The sequence below is a fragment of the Bradyrhizobium sp. Ghvi genome, from assembly GCF_900115265.1.
In the GTDB taxonomy this organism is placed as follows: Bacteria; Pseudomonadota; Alphaproteobacteria; order Rhizobiales; family Xanthobacteraceae; genus Bradyrhizobium.
This window is the reverse complement of the sequence record NZ_FOVU01000010.1, coordinates 167,634-182,998: the sequence shown is the minus strand read 5'-3', so window position 1 is coordinate 182,998 and position 15,365 is coordinate 167,634. Positions and strand designations below refer to the sequence as shown.

At 63.4% G+C, this 15,365-nt stretch carries 15 protein-coding genes; 7 read left to right on the top strand and 8 right to left on the bottom strand.

What is annotated here, in order from left to right:
• Positions 1–4 precede the first annotated feature (4 nt).
• The 4 genes from BM374_RS30055 to BM374_RS30040 are packed head-to-tail and all read right to left on the bottom strand — an operon-like array spanning position 5 to position 3,295.
• A complete protein-coding gene (locus BM374_RS30055; RefSeq protein ID WP_177248628.1) occupies positions 5–466 on the bottom strand; it encodes a chemotaxis protein CheW in 462 nt (153 codons plus the stop codon).
• Positions 466–2,610, bottom strand: a complete 2,145-nt coding sequence (locus tag BM374_RS30050; protein WP_092300985.1) for a chemotaxis protein CheA — start codon at positions 2,608–2,610, stop codon at positions 466–468. The genes BM374_RS30055 and BM374_RS30050 overlap by 1 nt, the downstream gene beginning before the upstream one ends.
• Complete coding sequence (locus BM374_RS30045) at positions 2,607–2,972, bottom strand: response regulator (RefSeq protein WP_092300982.1); 366 nt, start codon at positions 2,970–2,972, stop codon at positions 2,607–2,609. The genes BM374_RS30050 and BM374_RS30045 overlap by 4 nt, the downstream gene beginning before the upstream one ends.
• A complete protein-coding gene (locus BM374_RS30040) occupies positions 2,972–3,295 on the bottom strand; it encodes an STAS domain-containing protein (protein ID WP_092300979.1) in 324 nt (107 codons plus the stop codon). Before BM374_RS30040 ends, BM374_RS30045 begins: the two co-directional genes overlap by 1 nt.
• A 287-nt stretch (positions 3,296–3,582) precedes the next feature.
• Here BM374_RS30040 and BM374_RS30035 point away from each other — a divergent pair, with 287 nt between their 5' ends.
• The 3 genes from BM374_RS30035 (at position 3,583) to BM374_RS30025 (ending at position 7,737) form a co-directional block, all read left to right on the top strand.
• Positions 3,583–4,659 carry an HD-GYP domain-containing protein gene (locus BM374_RS30035; RefSeq protein ID WP_092300976.1) on the top strand — a complete coding sequence of 359 codons (1,077 nt, stop codon included), beginning with the start codon at positions 3,583–3,585 and terminating at the stop codon, positions 4,657–4,659.
• 239 nt (positions 4,660–4,898) lie between these two features.
• A complete protein-coding gene (locus tag BM374_RS30030; protein ID WP_092301171.1) occupies positions 4,899–5,567 on the top strand; it encodes a hypothetical protein in 669 nt (222 codons plus the stop codon).
• Between the two features lie 19 nt (positions 5,568–5,586).
• Positions 5,587–7,737, top strand: coding sequence for an adenylate/guanylate cyclase domain-containing protein (locus BM374_RS30025; RefSeq protein ID WP_092300973.1), 2,151 nt, complete (start codon positions 5,587–5,589; stop codon positions 7,735–7,737).
• Between the two features lie 41 nt (positions 7,738–7,778).
• On the opposite strand, the gene pobA is transcribed toward BM374_RS30025, so the two are convergent.
• A complete protein-coding gene (gene pobA / locus BM374_RS30020) occupies positions 7,779–8,951 on the bottom strand; it encodes a 4-hydroxybenzoate 3-monooxygenase (protein ID WP_092300970.1) in 1,173 nt (390 codons plus the stop codon).
• A 50-nt stretch (positions 8,952–9,001) separates the two neighbouring features.
• On the opposite strand from pobA, the gene BM374_RS30015 reads away from it, so the two are divergent.
• Complete coding sequence (locus BM374_RS30015; RefSeq protein WP_092300967.1) at positions 9,002–9,904, top strand: helix-turn-helix domain-containing protein; 903 nt, start codon at positions 9,002–9,004, stop codon at positions 9,902–9,904.
• A 4-nt stretch (positions 9,905–9,908) separates the two neighbouring features.
• Here BM374_RS30015 and BM374_RS30010 read toward each other — a convergent pair whose 3' ends face one another.
• Complete coding sequence (locus BM374_RS30010; protein WP_092300964.1) at positions 9,909–10,298, bottom strand: SPW repeat protein; 390 nt, start codon at positions 10,296–10,298, stop codon at positions 9,909–9,911.
• Positions 10,299–10,714: 416 nt separating this feature from the next.
• Between BM374_RS30010 and BM374_RS30005 the strand changes: the two genes are divergently transcribed.
• Complete coding sequence (locus BM374_RS30005; RefSeq protein WP_177248633.1) at positions 10,715–11,326, top strand: LabA-like NYN domain-containing protein; 612 nt, start codon at positions 10,715–10,717, stop codon at positions 11,324–11,326.
• A 24-nt stretch (positions 11,327–11,350) separates the two neighbouring features.
• Here BM374_RS30005 and pcaG read toward each other — a convergent pair whose 3' ends face one another.
• Both pcaG and pcaH read right to left on the bottom strand, forming a co-directional pair.
• Positions 11,351–11,977 (bottom strand): protocatechuate 3,4-dioxygenase subunit alpha, encoded by a 627-nt coding sequence (gene pcaG, locus BM374_RS30000; RefSeq protein ID WP_092300961.1) that lies wholly within the window; start codon positions 11,975–11,977, stop codon positions 11,351–11,353.
• Positions 11,978–11,982: 5 nt separating this feature from the next.
• Positions 11,983–12,771 carry a protocatechuate 3,4-dioxygenase subunit beta gene (pcaH, locus tag BM374_RS29995; protein WP_092300958.1) on the bottom strand — a complete coding sequence of 263 codons (789 nt, stop codon included), beginning with the start codon at positions 12,769–12,771 and terminating at the stop codon, positions 11,983–11,985.
• A gap of 96 nt (positions 12,772–12,867) precedes the next feature.
• Between pcaH and BM374_RS29990 the strand changes: the two genes are divergently transcribed.
• Both BM374_RS29990 and pncB read left to right on the top strand, forming a co-directional pair.
• On the top strand, positions 12,868–13,797 hold the full coding sequence (locus BM374_RS29990) for a LysR family transcriptional regulator (protein WP_177248627.1): 930 nt from the start codon (positions 12,868–12,870) through the stop codon (positions 13,795–13,797).
• Positions 13,798–13,890: 93 nt separating this feature from the next.
• Positions 13,891–15,195: a nicotinate phosphoribosyltransferase gene (pncB, locus tag BM374_RS29985; RefSeq protein WP_092300953.1), complete on the top strand. Its 1,305-nt coding sequence runs from the start codon at positions 13,891–13,893 to the stop codon at positions 15,193–15,195.
• Positions 15,196–15,365 lie beyond the last annotated feature (170 nt).

Here is a 15,365-nt window from a genome sequence, read left to right as displayed (position 1 = left end):
GATCTCAATTCAGGATGCGTTCCATGTTGGGAACGATGACGAACTCTTCACGCCACTTCGCGATGAAGCGGATGAACTCCGGCTTCCAGTGCATGCCGACGCGCGGCGTCTGCTGCACGTCGGTCTGCGAAATTTCCGTGACTTCGTAGACTTTGTCTGCGGTCACGCCGACCAGCACCGGTTCGTTGTCGAGCTCGATCTCGACGACGACGATACGCGTCTCGGCGGAGTCCTCGAGCTGCGGCATGCCGAAGCGGATGCGCAAATCAGCCAGCGGAATGACGTTGCCGCGCACGTTGATCACGCTTGGGACGAAGGACCGGGCGCCCGCGACCTTCGTCACCGGCACAGGATCGATGATCTCGCGGACGAGGCCCGCGTCGAGTGCGAATTTTTCCTCGCCGAGGCCGATCATGACGACCTGCATCGCACCGGCCCGGTGTTCCATCGCCAAACCCTCGGTCATCACGCCGCCTCGCTGATATGCTGCTTCTCGACTTTCGACTGGGCCAGCGTGACGAGCTGCGCCACGTCGAGGATCAGCGCCGCCGTGCCGTCGCCGAGGATGGTCGCCCCGGAGAAAATCGTGACGTCCGAATGCAGCTTGGAGAGCGACTTGATCACGGTCTGGTGGTTGCCAATGATCTGGTCGGCGACCAAACCGACGTGAGTTTCGCCGGTCGAAATGATGATCGTCTTCTGGTGTCGATCGGGCGCGCCCGACGACGACATGAGCTCGCGCAGGCGGAGGAAGGGCACGAGGTTACCACGCACGTTGAGGAAGTTGCGCCCGCGGGACCGTTCGTCCTCGGCGGTCAGCTCGATGCATTCCTCCACGGCCGACAGCGGGATGATATAGCGGCCCTCGCCAACGCGGATCAGAAGACCCTCGATGATGGCGAGCGTCAGCGGCAGGCGCAGCGTCACCGTGGTGCCCTGACCCGGCCGGGTCGACAGATCGATCGAGCCGCGCATGTTCTCGATGGTGCGCTTGACCACGTCCATGCCGACACCGCGACCGGACAGCGCAGAAATGGTCTGCGCCGTGGAGAAGCCCGGATGGAAGAGGAACTGATGGATCTCGTGATCGGACAGCACGGCGCCGGGGGCGATCAAGCCCTGCTCCTCGGCTTTCGCCCTGATGCGTGCGGTGTTGAGGCCGCCGCCATTGTCCTTCACGGTGACGAGCACCTGTGCGCCGGAATGCACGGCGGCAAGCTCGATCCGGCCCTGCTCGGTCTTGCTGTTGGCAGCACGCGTTGCGGTGTCTTCGATACCGTGGTCGATGGCGTTGCGGATCAGGTGCACCAGGGGATCGGCCAGGCACTCGATCATGGTCTTGTCGAGCTCGGTATCCTCGCCCGAGGTGACGAACTCGACCGGCTTCGACAGATCGCGCGACAGGTCATGGATCAGGCGGCGGAAGCGACCGAACAGCGAGCCGATCGGCACCATGCGCGCACCCATCGTGGTATCGCGCAAGGACGAAGCGAGGCGCTCGATCTCTTCGGCGATCATCTTGATCGAGAGGTCTGAACCTGCAGATGCGAGCTGGGTCAGGCGCGCCTGCGCGATCACGAGCTCGCCGACGCGGTCCATCAGCTCGTCGAGGCGCTCGGCCTGGACGCGGACGGTGGCGATGCCGCGATCGTCGCGCTTGGCTTCTGCCTTGGGTTCGGTTTTGGGTTCGGTCTTGGGTTCGGTCTTGGCTTCCGTCTTGGGTTCGACCTTCGATTCGACTTTGACTTCCGGCTTCGCTTGCGGCTTGGGCTCCGCCTTTGCGAGGGGCTGCTCGACAACGGGGACGGCAACGGCATCGACGGCCAGTGCCGGTATCTCGGCCGCCAGGGCCAACCCCTCGTCGAGGAGCTGCAACAGCGGTGCCGGCGCAGCCGCCTCGACATGCTCCAGCGGCGAAAACGTCAGCTTCATTTCGTCCGAGACGAACATGAAGACGTCGTCGATCGCGGCCTTGTCGCAGGCCGCGTGCAGCTTGACGTCCCACTTCAGATAGCAGTCTTCCGGCTCCATCTCGTCAAGGAACGGAACACCGTCGGTGATCGGCACGACGAAGCAGGGGCCGAGCTTGCAGAGATCTTCCAGCAGATCGAGCGGATTCGAGCCGTTGCGCAGAATGTGGGACTCGAATTCCAGGAAGAGGTGCCAACCGGCCTGCTTGCTCTCGGCGGGCACGAGCGGCGCTTCCGCGAGCTCGGCGAGGGGAGCGGCCGGCCGATCCGGCGATACGAAGCGCTTGAGGTCGTCGAGGATGGCTTCACCGATGATATCGTCGGTCGACTGCGGATCCTCGATCAGCGCGCGGATATAGTCCTTGGCGGCGAGCGCGACGGAGATCAGCTCCTGGGTCGGCCTGATCTCGCCCTTGCGCACGCGATCGAAGGCGGTCTCGAATTCGTGGGTGAAGGAGGCGACCTTGTCGAAGCCGAACATGGCGCCGGAGCCCTTGATGGTATGCAGGGCGCGAAATGCGGAATCGACCAGCTCGCGGTCGTCGGGACGCTGACCGAGGTCGAGCAGGGCTCCTTCCAGAACCTCGAATAGCTCGCTCGCTTCCTGGCGGAAGATTTCGGTCGGGTCCATCGCACTCATGCGCGCACCAGTTTTGCGACGACTGCGAGCAGTTGCTCGGGCTTGAAGGGCTTTGTGATCCAGCCGGTGGCGCCTGCGCTCTTGGCTTCCTGTTTCACGGTGTCGTTGGATTCGGTGGTCAGGAACACAATGGGCATGCCGACCGCGCTCGGCAGCTTGCGCAGCGCCTTGATCAGCTCGAGCCCGTTCATGACAGGCATATTGAGGTCGGTGATGACGAGATCGAGCTTGCCGGCTTGCGCCTTGGCGAGGCCTTGCGCGCCGTCGCCCGCCTCGATCACGCTGTGGCCGGCCGGCTCGAGCACGACCTTGATCATCTGCCGGATGCTGGGAGAATCGTCGACCGTGAGGATCGTGGCCATTAGACGCCATCTTTCTTGTGTGGGAAGTGCTGATCGATCATTGCCTCGCTGGCGAAACCGGCGCGGCGGAGAGTGTTGCGCAAAGACTGCGAGAACGACGTCAGCACCACCGGACGGCCCTGGGCCTCGCCGGTCTTGGCGGTCGACAGCAGAAGCTGGATCGAGGTCACATCGGCTTTGTCGACGCTCGAGCAATCGATCTCGAGCCGGTCCTGACGACCGAAGGCTTCGCGGATCAGGTCGTAGACACTACGGATCGCAGCGATGCTGCAATCTGCAGGCAGCCGTAGGGACCACTTCGGCTCAGTGACATCAGACGACATTCGTCCCCCAAAATGACTCGAAATTCCGCTGCGCACACGGCGCGAATCCCGCGCGATGACTATCTGCGTGGGAGAGTATGCAAACTCCTAATGGAGTGGCCCGTACAACTACGGGTCACAATCCCCGGAACTTCGCGTATGCATCCAAGCGTGCACGACCCGCTCAAACCTCGTGCATGGCGAGCAGCGTCGAGGCAGTTTGCCGCGGCGGGACATTTGCTCCGCGTTAAATCGCGCCGGCTATTCATTGAGATCACGCCTCGCCATCCGAACGAGCCCGGCCGCCGATGCTGACCCAAGCGCTTCTGGTTGATGACAGCCGCTCTGTCCTCAATTTCCTGAAACGTCATATCGAAACGGAAGGCCTCGTCGAGGCCACCGCGTTCCTCGATCCCGTCGAGGCGTTGGCTTGCGCGCGCGAGCGCGTCTTCGATCTCGTGCTTGTCGACTACGAAATGCCGCACATGGACGGCATCAGCTTCATCCGCGCGCTCCGCACGCTGCCGGGCTGCACCGACATTCCGATCGCGATGATCACCTCGCGGCAGACCGACGACATCAAAATGGAAGCGCTGCAGGCCGGTGCAACCGATTTCCTGCCCAAGGCACCTCAGAGCGTCGAGATGACGGTGCGTCTGCGGAATTTGATTCAGCTTGGTGCAGCCGTACGTAAGCTAAACGATCGCGCTGCACATCTAGCCAGTGAGGTCGCTGCCGCAACACGCAAGCTCGGCGAGCGCGAGGAAGAGATCATCCTGCGGCTCGCGCTCGCGGTCGAATATCGTGACAACGACACCGGCGAGCACACGCTGCGGGTCGCCCGCTACAGCCGGATCATCGCCGAACAGCTCGGTCTCTCCGCCCGACTCTGCCGGGACATCTATCTCGCCGCGCCCTTGCACGATGTCGGCAAGGTCGCCATTCCCGACAACATCCTGCTCAAGCCGGGCAAGCTGACCGACGACGAGATGGCTGTGATCCGCACCCATGCGACGATCGGCGAAAATATCCTGGCCGATTCCAGCTGCGAGCTGATCCAGCTCGGCGCGCAAATCGCCAAGGGCCATCACGAGCGCTGGGACGGTGCCGGCTATCCGAACGGCCTTAAGGCGGACGAGATCCCGGTCGCGGCGCGCGTGGTCGCAGTCGCCGACGTCTTCGATGCCCTGACGACGCGACGGCCGTATAAAGAGCCGATGCCGCTGGAATTGGCGCGTGACTATCTGATCGAGAACCAGGGACGGCAGTTCGATCCGGCCTGCGTCGAAGCCTTTCTGTCGCGCTGGGATGAGGTGCTGGGCATCGCCCCCCGGCAGGGCACGGCACCATTTCAGACACCAGGAGCGGCCAGCCCTTTACGTTAGGAGCGACCGGGAGCCGTCCGGACCAGAACCGCGCCGACGCCGTTGCGGCGGTGCGACTTCGTGGGCTGAGGCCCCGTTTTGCCGCAAGGTCGTTTTCTGCCATCAATGCTTTGAACCCGTTCCTGCCAGGGTGCACCAATACCAAGAGTGATTCTGATCACACGACCCAACCCGTTTTCTGCTAGGCTCGCACCGGGGCGAGGATGCGTCCTATATCGTTCGAACTGGATGAGAAAATCATGAGAAGCCTGATCGGCGCCATCTTCGGCGTGCTTTGCCTGAGCGCGCCGGCCGTCGCGGGGACCCCCGCCGCCATTGTCGAGGACGTTCAGGGCAAGGTCGAGGGCATCGAATTCATGGACTATGTGGCGCCCGGCAAGATCATCAAACTCGGCCCCAAGGCCGGCATCACGCTCAGCTATCTCAAATCCTGCCTGCGCGAGACCATCACCGAAGGCGTCGTGCTGGTCGGCGCGGAGCAGAGCACCGTGCAACTCGGCAACGTCCAACGTGTCAAAGTGCCATGCGATGCCAACGCCGCGCAACTCTCCGAACGCGAGGCGAACCAGAGCGCGGCCACCACGTTCCGCAGCGTGCGAGCCGAAGCTGGCAGCGCGCCGGCCAGGCTGCCGACGATCTACGGCGTCGCGCCGCTGATTCAGGCCAAGAGCGGCAGCACGCTGGTGATTGAACGCACCGACGGCCAGGAGCCCACGATCACGCTTCCGCTGAAGAATGATGTCATGGTCGCCAGAAAATTCTACGACCTTTCGAAAGCCGGCAAGTCGCTGACCCCGGGCGGCAGCTATCTCGCGAAGCTCGGCAACAAGCGCTACGCATTCCAGGTCGACGCCAGCGCGACAGCGTCGCCGACTCCGATCGTCGGTCGCCTGCTGCGGTTCGAATAGACGGCCCGCGACGGCAACGATGCGGCGGATCGGGAGGCGGGACATCGTTGCGGCGATCCTGATTGCGCTCGTTGCCGGCGCGGCTTTCACGTCTCCGCAGCTCCAGAGGCTGCAAGGTCTCTCGCTCGACATTCTCACGGCCTTGCGCTGGAAGCTGGTTGGCGACCGCCGCGATCCCGCGACATCGCCGGTCGTCGTCGTCGCGATTGACGGGGAGACCTACGACACCCCGCCCTTCAAGGGATCGCCGACGCAGACATGGACCCGCGAGATCGGACGGGTGCTCGGCAGCACCACCGACGGCGGCGCCAAGGTCATCGGATTCGACGTTATCTTTCCAAGCTTGATCGAGCAGTCGGAAATTCCCTTTGGGGATACGTCGTTCGGCAGCCGTGTGAAGGGATTTGACCGGGACTATCTGATCGCGCTGCGGCGCCTCTCCGAGGGCGGCAAGCTGGTGCTCGGTGAGAATCTTCGCAACGACCATCCGGACAGGCCCGATCACGCGCAGCAACTGGCGGTCAAAAACAACATTCGCGCCCTCAACGTCCATACCGATCCCGATAACGTCATTCGGCGGATGCCGCTGAGCTTTTTGATCGGGGGTCAGCCGGTGCCCGCCATGGCCGTCGAGCTCGTGGCGCGCTCGCTCGATGCAAAACTCGAGACCGGACCGAGCGGCGTGACGCGTTTGTCGGACTATGTGATCCCGAGCGCGGTGCCCAACACGCTCACGCTCAACTTCCGCGGCATGGGCCGCGACATCCCGACCTATTCGTTCGCCGATTTGCGCGCCTGCGTCGAAAAAGGAGATACCGGCTTCTTCCGCCGCGCCTTCAGCGGCAAGATCGTGTTGCTGGGCAGCCTTCTTACCTTCGATGACCGCAAGCTCACCTCGATGCATTTGGGCCGCGGATATGACGGGACGCCGGCGCCGCGATGCGCCCTGCCCGCGCCGGGGGACGCTAAGCAAAACGCCCGCAGCCAGATCGCCGGTGTCTTCGTCCATGCCACGGCCGTGCGAAACCTGATCGAGCATGATGCCGTCGTCGAGCTCGGCCCTCCGCTGCGGTCGATTCTGGCAATCGTGTTCGCGACGATCGTCGCCTGCGCGGCCTGCCTGCTGGCTCCGGCCGGCGCGGCGGTCGCCTGGCTCGGGCTCACCGTAACCTACACTGCTGTCGCCGTCGCCACATTCACGCATGCCGTAGCACTTCCGCTGACGGAGCCCGTGCTTGCGGGCCTCGCAGCCCTCGCCATGATGATCGGCTACCGTTTCGTGATCGCCGACCGCGAGGAGCGCTTCCTGCGCAAGAGCTTTGCGTTCTATCTCGCGCCGGAAGTCATCGACGGCATGGTTGCTTCCGGCAAGATGCCCATGCTCGGCGGCGAGATGCGAGACATCACCATGTTCTTCTCGGACCTCAGCGGTTTTTCCTCGATTGCCGAGAAGATGACGCCGGCCGAGCTGGTCGCACTGATGAACGACTATCTCTCCGCCATGACCGACATCATCGAAAGGCACGGCGGCTATGTCGATAAATATATCGGCGATTCCATCGTCGCGATGTTCGGCGCGCCGGCCGACGATCCCGATCACGCACGGAATGCGGTCGCCGCCGCGCTGCAATGCCGCGACCGGCTTGAAGAGCTCAACGACAGCCATCCCGCGTTTCGGGGGCGCGGCCTTGCCCACCGCATCGGGCTGAACAGCGGCGAAGCCGTGGTCGGCAACATTGGCTCGCGCCGGCGTTTCAACTACACCGTCATGAGCGACACCGTAAACCTCGCCTCGCGGCTCGAAGGCGCCAACAAATATTTCGGCACAGCGATCATGGCGTCCGAGATGACAGTGAACCAGAGCCGCAGCGCCTACACCTGGCGCGAACTCGACCTGGTCAGGGTTCAGGGTCGCGACGAGCCGATCAGGGTGTACGAGCCGCTCGCGAAGAAGGACCAGCAGACCCGGGAGCAAGGCATCCGCGCGGCGAATTACGCCAAAGGACTTGCGTACTGGCGTGCACGCGACTTCGCGAAAGCCGCCGAGCAGTTCGAAAGCAACGCCTGCGACGATCCGCCGTCGCGATATTTCGCCAAGCGTGCACAGGAGCTGGCTGAGCACCCGCCAGCGCCCGACTGGACGCCAGTGAATACGCTGGAAGGAAAGTAACGCTACTTGCCTCCTCTGCAGCAGGACTGCGAGGCCACCGCTCAGAACGGCAACCCCACATAATTCTCCGCGAGCAATCGCTGCGCCGCCTCGGACGAGAACAGGTACTCCAGCTCGGTCTGCTGGAGCCGGTCTTCATACTCGGAGCGATCGGGGAAGCGGTGCAGCATCATCGTCATCCACCACGAGAAGCGCTGCGCCTTCCAGATCCGCGCCAGCGCCTTGGCGGAATAGCCCTTCAGCCCGGAATCATCGCCATCCTGATAATGCGCCAGCATCGCATGGTAGAGATAGTAGATGTCGGAAGCGGCACTGTTCAGCCCACGCGCACCGGTCGGCGGCACGATATGGGCGGCATCGCCGGCGAGGAACAGGCGGCCATAGCTCATCGGCTCGGCGACAAAGCTGCGCAGCGGCGCGATGCTCTTTTCGATCGAGGGACCCGTGACAAGGCGCGCGGCGACCTCGCTCGGCAAGCGACGTTTCAGCTCGGCCCAGAATGCGTCATCCGACCAGTCCTCGACTTTGTCAGTGAGGGGCACCTGGACGTAGTACCGGCTCAGCACCTGTGAGCGGAGCGAGCAAAGCGCAAAGCCACGCTCGTGCTTCACATAGATCAGCTCGGGAGAGACCGGCTTGGTGCGCGACAGCACCCCTAGCCAGCCGAACGGATAGACCTTCTCATATTCGCGCAGCACGTCCTTCGGGATCGATTTGCGGCTGACGCCGTGGAAGCCATCGGCGCCGACGATGTAGTCGCAGTCGACCCGGATGGTCGCGCCGTTTGCGCGATACGTGACGTAGGGCCGGTCCGACGTCAGATCATGCGGCCTCACATCTTCGGCGTTGTGCACCACCTTGCCGCCGAGACGGTCGCGCGCCTCGTAGAGGTCGCGCGTCAACTCGGTCTGACCATAGACCAGCACCGAATTGCCACCGGAATGCTTGTGCAGATCGACATGGGAGAGCACGCCGTCATGCGCGATCTCGAATCCATTGTGGATCTCGCCCTCGCGGTCCATCCGCTCGCCGCATTGCGCTTCGCGCATCAGCCTGGCGAAGCCGTGCTCGAGCACGCCGGCACGGATGCGGGACAGCACGTGGTCGCGGCTGGATTTTTCCAACACGACCGTATCGATGCCCTTCAGGTGCAAGAGCTGGGACAACAGCAGCCCGGACGGGCCGCCACCGATGATACAGACCTGTACTTTCATTTTTCCGTCCTCCCGTCGGCACTTTTTTGCAGATTCCACGGCCCAGACCGATGGAGGCTTTCGCCATTGTCTTGTATTATTCGAACATGAGAACCACAGCCCCCGCCCCGGCCATCCGGGTCTACAACCTGTTCGGCGAGGCCGGCGACCTGCCCGACGTCGTCCATTGCGAGACGATCGCGTCCCGCTCGGTGCTGCATGACTGGACCCTTGCCGTACACCGACATGCGCGGCTGCACCAGGTGCTGCTGATCGAGCGCGGCGGCGGCGAAGCGACGCTCGACGGACGCGTGGTGCCCTTGAAGCCGATGCAGATCGTCAACGTGCCGGTCGGTCATGTCCACGGCTTCCGTTTCATTCCGGGAACCCAGGGCTGGGTGCTGACCATCGCTGCGGAAATGCTGGACGAGGCGCTACTTGCCGCCGAGGGGCTGCGCGGCGTGCTGTCGAGATCGGCCGTGGTGCGCGGCACGTCGCAGATCCGCGCCACGATGAAGCAGATCTTCGCCGAGCATGCCGCGCGCGATTTCGGCCGTGCGCATGTGCTGCGTGCATTATCGGCGGCGATGATCGGTCTCGTGGCACGTGCGCTCACGGGCGAGAGTGGCAGCGGCGGCAGCGCAGAGTCATATCTATTCCGTCGTTTCGAGGCCCAGCTCGAACAGCATCATCTGGAGCGCTGGACCGTGGCGGACTACGCCAAGGCGCTCGCGATCACGCCGACGCATCTCAACCGCATCACGCGCGCGGCGACCGGCGACACCGCCTCGCACCTGATCCTGAACCGGCTGATCCGCGAAGCGCGGCGCAACCTCGTCTACACCAACCTGCCGGTCTCGACGATCGCCTACGCACTCGGCTTCGAGGACCCCGCTTATTTCAGCCGGGTCTATGCTGCCGCCACCGGGCTTTCGCCGAGCGCCTTTCGCGCACAGCTCCACGGCGGAGAGTAGCGCGCTACTGTCGTGCCGCCTCGTGCCCGGACTCTGCGGACATATCCTCCGGATGCCTCTTCTCGTAGTGCAGGAAGAGGTCAAGCAAGGCCAGAAGCACGATGACGATGCCGAAACCAATGCTCAGATGCATCGCGCGGGTATGCGGAAATCCGAGCAGCCAGGGCGAGGCAATCAGCCAGACGCCCATCAGGACATTGATCCACTCCTCCCAATCGCGGTAGGCGATGATGGCGGCGAGCGAGAGCACGACGATGATTGCGCTCGTGATCCAGAGGTCGATCTTGCCCTGGCTGTTCGTCAGCTTGAACAGCCACGGCGATAGAAAGAGAACCGCCGCGAGAAACAGATTGTAGACGTCAGGGGCGGTTTCGCGCTCTTTCAGACTGCTCATGGGGCACCTCTCCGCGAGGATATGCTGATGGAATCGTTCCGGAGAGGCTTTGGTTCCCAACGAACGAAGTTCGCCTCGCTAGACTTTGGTCGCAGGTCACGCGGCGAACTAGGCAGGGACCCAGGCTGGCAGATCGCCCACCTACCTTCGTATGGAGCGATCCACCCTTTGGATAGACGCTCTTTACCTCCGTACAATTGAGCATGAAACGCACAGGCCTTAGCGTGGCTGCATTCGGCGCCCCGGCGCTGGTGGCATGGACCTCCCATAGCCTTTGGCGCAAGACGGCCACACCCTGTCGGGTCGTCTGCGCCGCTTTTTCAACGGGCGATTGTCGATTTTCGATGTTTCATCTGGGCCCGCAGGACCCCGACGGTACCTAGCGGCTTCCATGGGGAATTGGGGATTTGAGCATTATGTCCTGGCCGAAGATCGCGCTCTTCATCGATGGCTCGAATCTGTATGCGACCTCCAAGGCACTCGGCTTCGACATCGATTACCGGCGTCTGCTCGGCGAATTTCAGGAGGGCGGTACCCTGCTGCGGGCCTTCTATTACACGACCGTCATAGAAGATCAGGAATATTCGTCGATCCGCCCGTTGATCGATTGGCTCGACTATAACGGGTACACCGTCGTCACCAAGCTGACGAAAGAATTCATCGATGCGACCACCGGCCGCCGCAAAGTCAAGGGCAGCATGGATGTTGACCTCGCAGTGAGCGCGATGGAGCTCGCCGGCCATGTCGACCAGATCGTACTGTTCTCCGGCGATGGGGACTTTCGGTCGTTGGTGGAGGCCGTGCAGCGGCGCGGCGTCCGTGTGGCGGTGGTCTCGACGCTCGTCACCCACCCGCCGATGGTGGCCGACGAGCTGCGCCGGCAGGCGGACGTCTTCATTGATCTGGCAGAGCTGAAACCAAAGATTGGGCGCGATCCGGCCGAACGACCAGGACCGCGCGAGATACGTCAGCAGCCACCGCAATTCCTCACCCGCGGAACGATCAACCGAAGCGACCGGGTCGTATGATCCTGGCGGACGGCTGCCAGTTCGTCAGACGTCGAAGAACACCGTCTCCTCAGGCCCCTGCAAATTGATCGTGAAGGAATACACGACCTTGCCGGCACGTTCGCCACGCTTTGCGATCAAGGTCGCCCGTCGCACCGGCTGCTCGATCAGGTTGAGCACCGGGTCGGCGGCGTTGGAGGCCTCTTCATCCGAGAAATAGAGGCGCGTGTTCAATCCGATGTTGATGCCGCGCGCGACGATCCAGACGTTGACGTGCGGCGCGCATTTGCGACCCGCCTTGTCAATGATCGCGCCGGGCTTGATGGTCTCGAAAGTCACCAGCCCGCTCTCGAAATCGGAGCCCGCGCGGCCCCAGCCGCGGAAGTCCTGATCCAGCGCGCCGGCCGAACGATCGGCCGGATGGTTGTAGCGGCCGGCCGCATTGGCCTGCCAGATCTCCAGCAGGACGTCGCGCAGCGGCGTGCCGGTGCCGTCGAGCACCTTGCCTTCGAGCGTGATGCGTTCGCCTTGCGTGTTCGGCGTCACCAGCACGTTGGAGAAGTTCTTCTCGAAAATGTCGAAGCCCGCCATGGCCGGGATCAGGCCGATATGGACGTAGGGCCCGGCGGTCTGCGAGGCGGTTTCCTTGAGATAGTTGAGCGGCTGCGGCATGGATCTCAATTCCCGGCGGTGCGATTTTCGAAATAGGTGGAGCGCTGACCGCGAAGGACGATGTCGAAGCGATAAGCGAGCGAGTCGAACGGCGTCGAGGCGTTGAGGTCGAGTGGCGCGACGAGGCGATCGAGCGCGTCCTTGTCCGGGATCGTCGTCAGGATCGGGCAAATCGGGATCAAGGGATCGCCCTCGAAGTACATTTGCGTGATCAGCCGCTGCGCAAAGCCCGAGCCGAACACCGAGAAATGGATATGGGCCGGGCGCCAGCTGTTGACGTAGTTGCGCCAGGGATAGGGCCCCGGCTTGACGGTGCGGAAATAATAGTAGCCGGTGTCGTCCGTCAGCGCGCGGCCGCAACCGCCGAAATTGGGATCGATCGGCGCCAGATACGTATCCTTCTTGTGCCGGTAGCGGCCGCCGGCATTGGCCTGCCAGAACTCGACCAGCGTGTTCGGCACGCCGCGGCCGGTCTCGTCCAGGACACGGCCATGGACGACGATGCGCTCGCCGACGGGATCGCCGTCCTTGGCGTAGTTGCGGATCAGATCATTGTCGAGCGGGCCGAGATCGTTGTGGCCGAACACCGGCCCCGTGATTTCCGAGACCGAATTCTCCAGCGACAACAGCGACTGACGCGGAGAACGCAGCACCGAGGTTTTATAGCCAGGCGCGTAGGCCGGCGGATGGATCGAGCGGTCGCGCTGGAAGAAGCCCCCATCGCCGAGCGGCGACGTCAAGGGCTCGGGGCGGTTGAGGCGGGGATCGCGCAAGGCTGGTGCCTGGGCATTCATCGGCGGTGTCTCTCCCTGTGACCGCGACCGGTCCTGGCGCGGCGTGTTGGCGAGATCATGGGCCGGGCTATTCCACAAATAAATAGATCAATTATAATGCATAGCATGAAAGAAATCGATCATTTGGCCCTCGACGGCCACGCCCTCGAACTGTTCCTCGCCGTGCTGGAGGAGGGCTCGGTGACATCAGCCGCCACGCGTCTCGGCTTGACGCAGTCGGCCGTGAGTCATGGGCTGAACAAGCTGCGGCGGATCGCCGGAGATCCCCTGTTCGCGAAGTCCGGCCGCGGCATCGTCGCGACCGCCCATGCCCAGGCGCTGGCCGCGAAGGCGCGCGCGCTGATCGACGAGATGCGCAGCTTCGCCGGCGGCGTCACGTTCGAGCCGCCGAGCGCGCAGCTTTCGCTGACGATCGCCGCCAACGACTTCCAGCGCGACCTGCTGCTGCCGCGCTTCTTCGGTCATGTCGCCGCGCAGGTGAAGAGCCTGAACCTGCGCGTGATCCCGTCGCAATCGCCCTCGCCGGCCATGCTGCGCGAAAATCGCTGCGACCTCCTGATCACGCCGCTGCCGCCTGTTGGCGTCGACATCGTGCAGAAGCGGCTGCTGAGCGATCATTACGTCTGCTATTTCGATCCCAAGGCGCGCGCCGCACCGGCGGGCCGCAGCGCCTATCTCGCCGCGCGACACATCACCGTGGTCTACACCGACAACGAGCGGCTCGATTTCGATCGTCGGCTCGCGGCGAACGGCTTCCACCGCGACATCGCCATTTCCGTGCCGAGCTTCTCCGGTGTGCCGTCCTTCTTACGCGGCTCGCAGATGTTGGCGAGCATGCCGAGCCTGCTTGCCTCCGGCGCGATGAGTGGCTTCGCGCATGCCCTGATACCACTGCCCTCACGCACGCGCACGCTGGCCGAGCTGCCGATGTTCATGGTCTGGCACCAGCGCTATCACAAGGACCCCGCGCATCGCTGGGTCCGGAGCCAGCTCGAAACGGTCGCAGCGACGGCTGCCGGCGGCTGAGCCGGTATTCGGCACGCTACGGCCGCCCGCGCGATGCCCAGCCCCTCGCCAAACCCACTGGTTGCGCGCGGGCGGCCACGCTAGAATTCGGTCATGACAGTGACCGACATTGCGAGCCGAACCTACAATCACAGCTGGCGGCTGGATCCCATCATCCGCAGCCTGCTCGATACTGACTTCTATAAGCTACTGATGTTACAGATGATTCGGGAATCATATCCGGATCAGAAAGTGACATTTTCGGTCATCAACCGCTCGCGCCATGTGCGCCTCGCCGAGATTATCGACGAGGGCGAGCTGCGGGCCCAGCTCGACCACGCCCGGACCATCCGCTTCTCCAAGAAGGAGCTGATCTGGCTCGCCGGCAACACGTTCTACGGCAAGACCCACATGTTTTCGGCGGACTTCATCCGCTGGCTCGCCGAATTTCGCCTTCCCGAATACGAGCTGCGCAAGGTCGAGGGCCAGTACGAGCTGCATTTCCACGGGCCGTGGACCCACACCACGATGTGGGAGATTCCAGCGCTCGCCATTCTCAACGAATTGCGTTCACGTTCGGCCATGAAGGACCGCGGCCGCTTCGAGCTCGACGTGCTCTATGCCCGCGCCAAGGCCAAGCTGTGGACCAAGGTGGAGCGGCTGCGCAAGCTGGAGAATTTGCGGTTGTCCGACTTCGGCACCCGCCGCCGCCACGGCTTTCTCTGGCAGCGCTGGTGTGTGGAAGCTGTGAAGGAAGGCCTCGGCCCGTCCTTCATCGGCACCTCCAACGTGCTGCTTGCGATGGACAACGATCTCGAAGCGATCGGCACCAACGCGCACGAGTTGCCGATGGTCGCGGCCGCGCTCGCCAGGGACGACGAGGAATTGCGCTGGGCGCCCTATCGGATTCTCGACCAGTGGCGCCAAACCTATGGCGGCAATCTGCTGATCGCGCTGCCGGACGCCTTCGGCACCAAGGCGTTCCTGCGCGATGCGCCGGAATGGGTGGCCGACTGGACCGGCTTCCGCCCCGACAGCGCGCCGCCGATCCAGGCGGGCGAGGAGATCGTTGCCTGGTGGCAGAAGAAAGGTCGCAATCCCAAGGACAAGCTGCTCGTGTTCTCCGACGCGATGGACGTCGGGTCGATCGAGGAGACCTATCACCACTTCGCGGGCCGGGTGCGGCTCTCGTTCGGCTGGGGCACCAACCTCACCAACGATTTCGTCGGCTGCGCGCCCGACGGCTCGTTCAACCTCGATCCCATTTCGTTGGTCTGCAAGGTGTCGTCGGTCGACGGACATCCGGCCGTCAAGCTCTCCGACAACCCGGAGAAGGCGACCGGCATACCCTCGGAGATCGAGCGGTACTTGCGTGTGTTCGGCGATGCCGGCCGCGTACGCAAGCCGGTGCTGGTCTAGGATCCGACCAAATTCTCTCAATCGCGTGGATCGCAAAAGGCCGGATTCTCGGCATCGGCACGCCAATGCGGCGCGGTTCGGGCTGAGTAGCATTTTCGACGATCTATACGCATCTGTTTCGCGGTGCTTTCACCCTCCGAGACGATCTCGCGGCTTTCTCATGTGGAGTT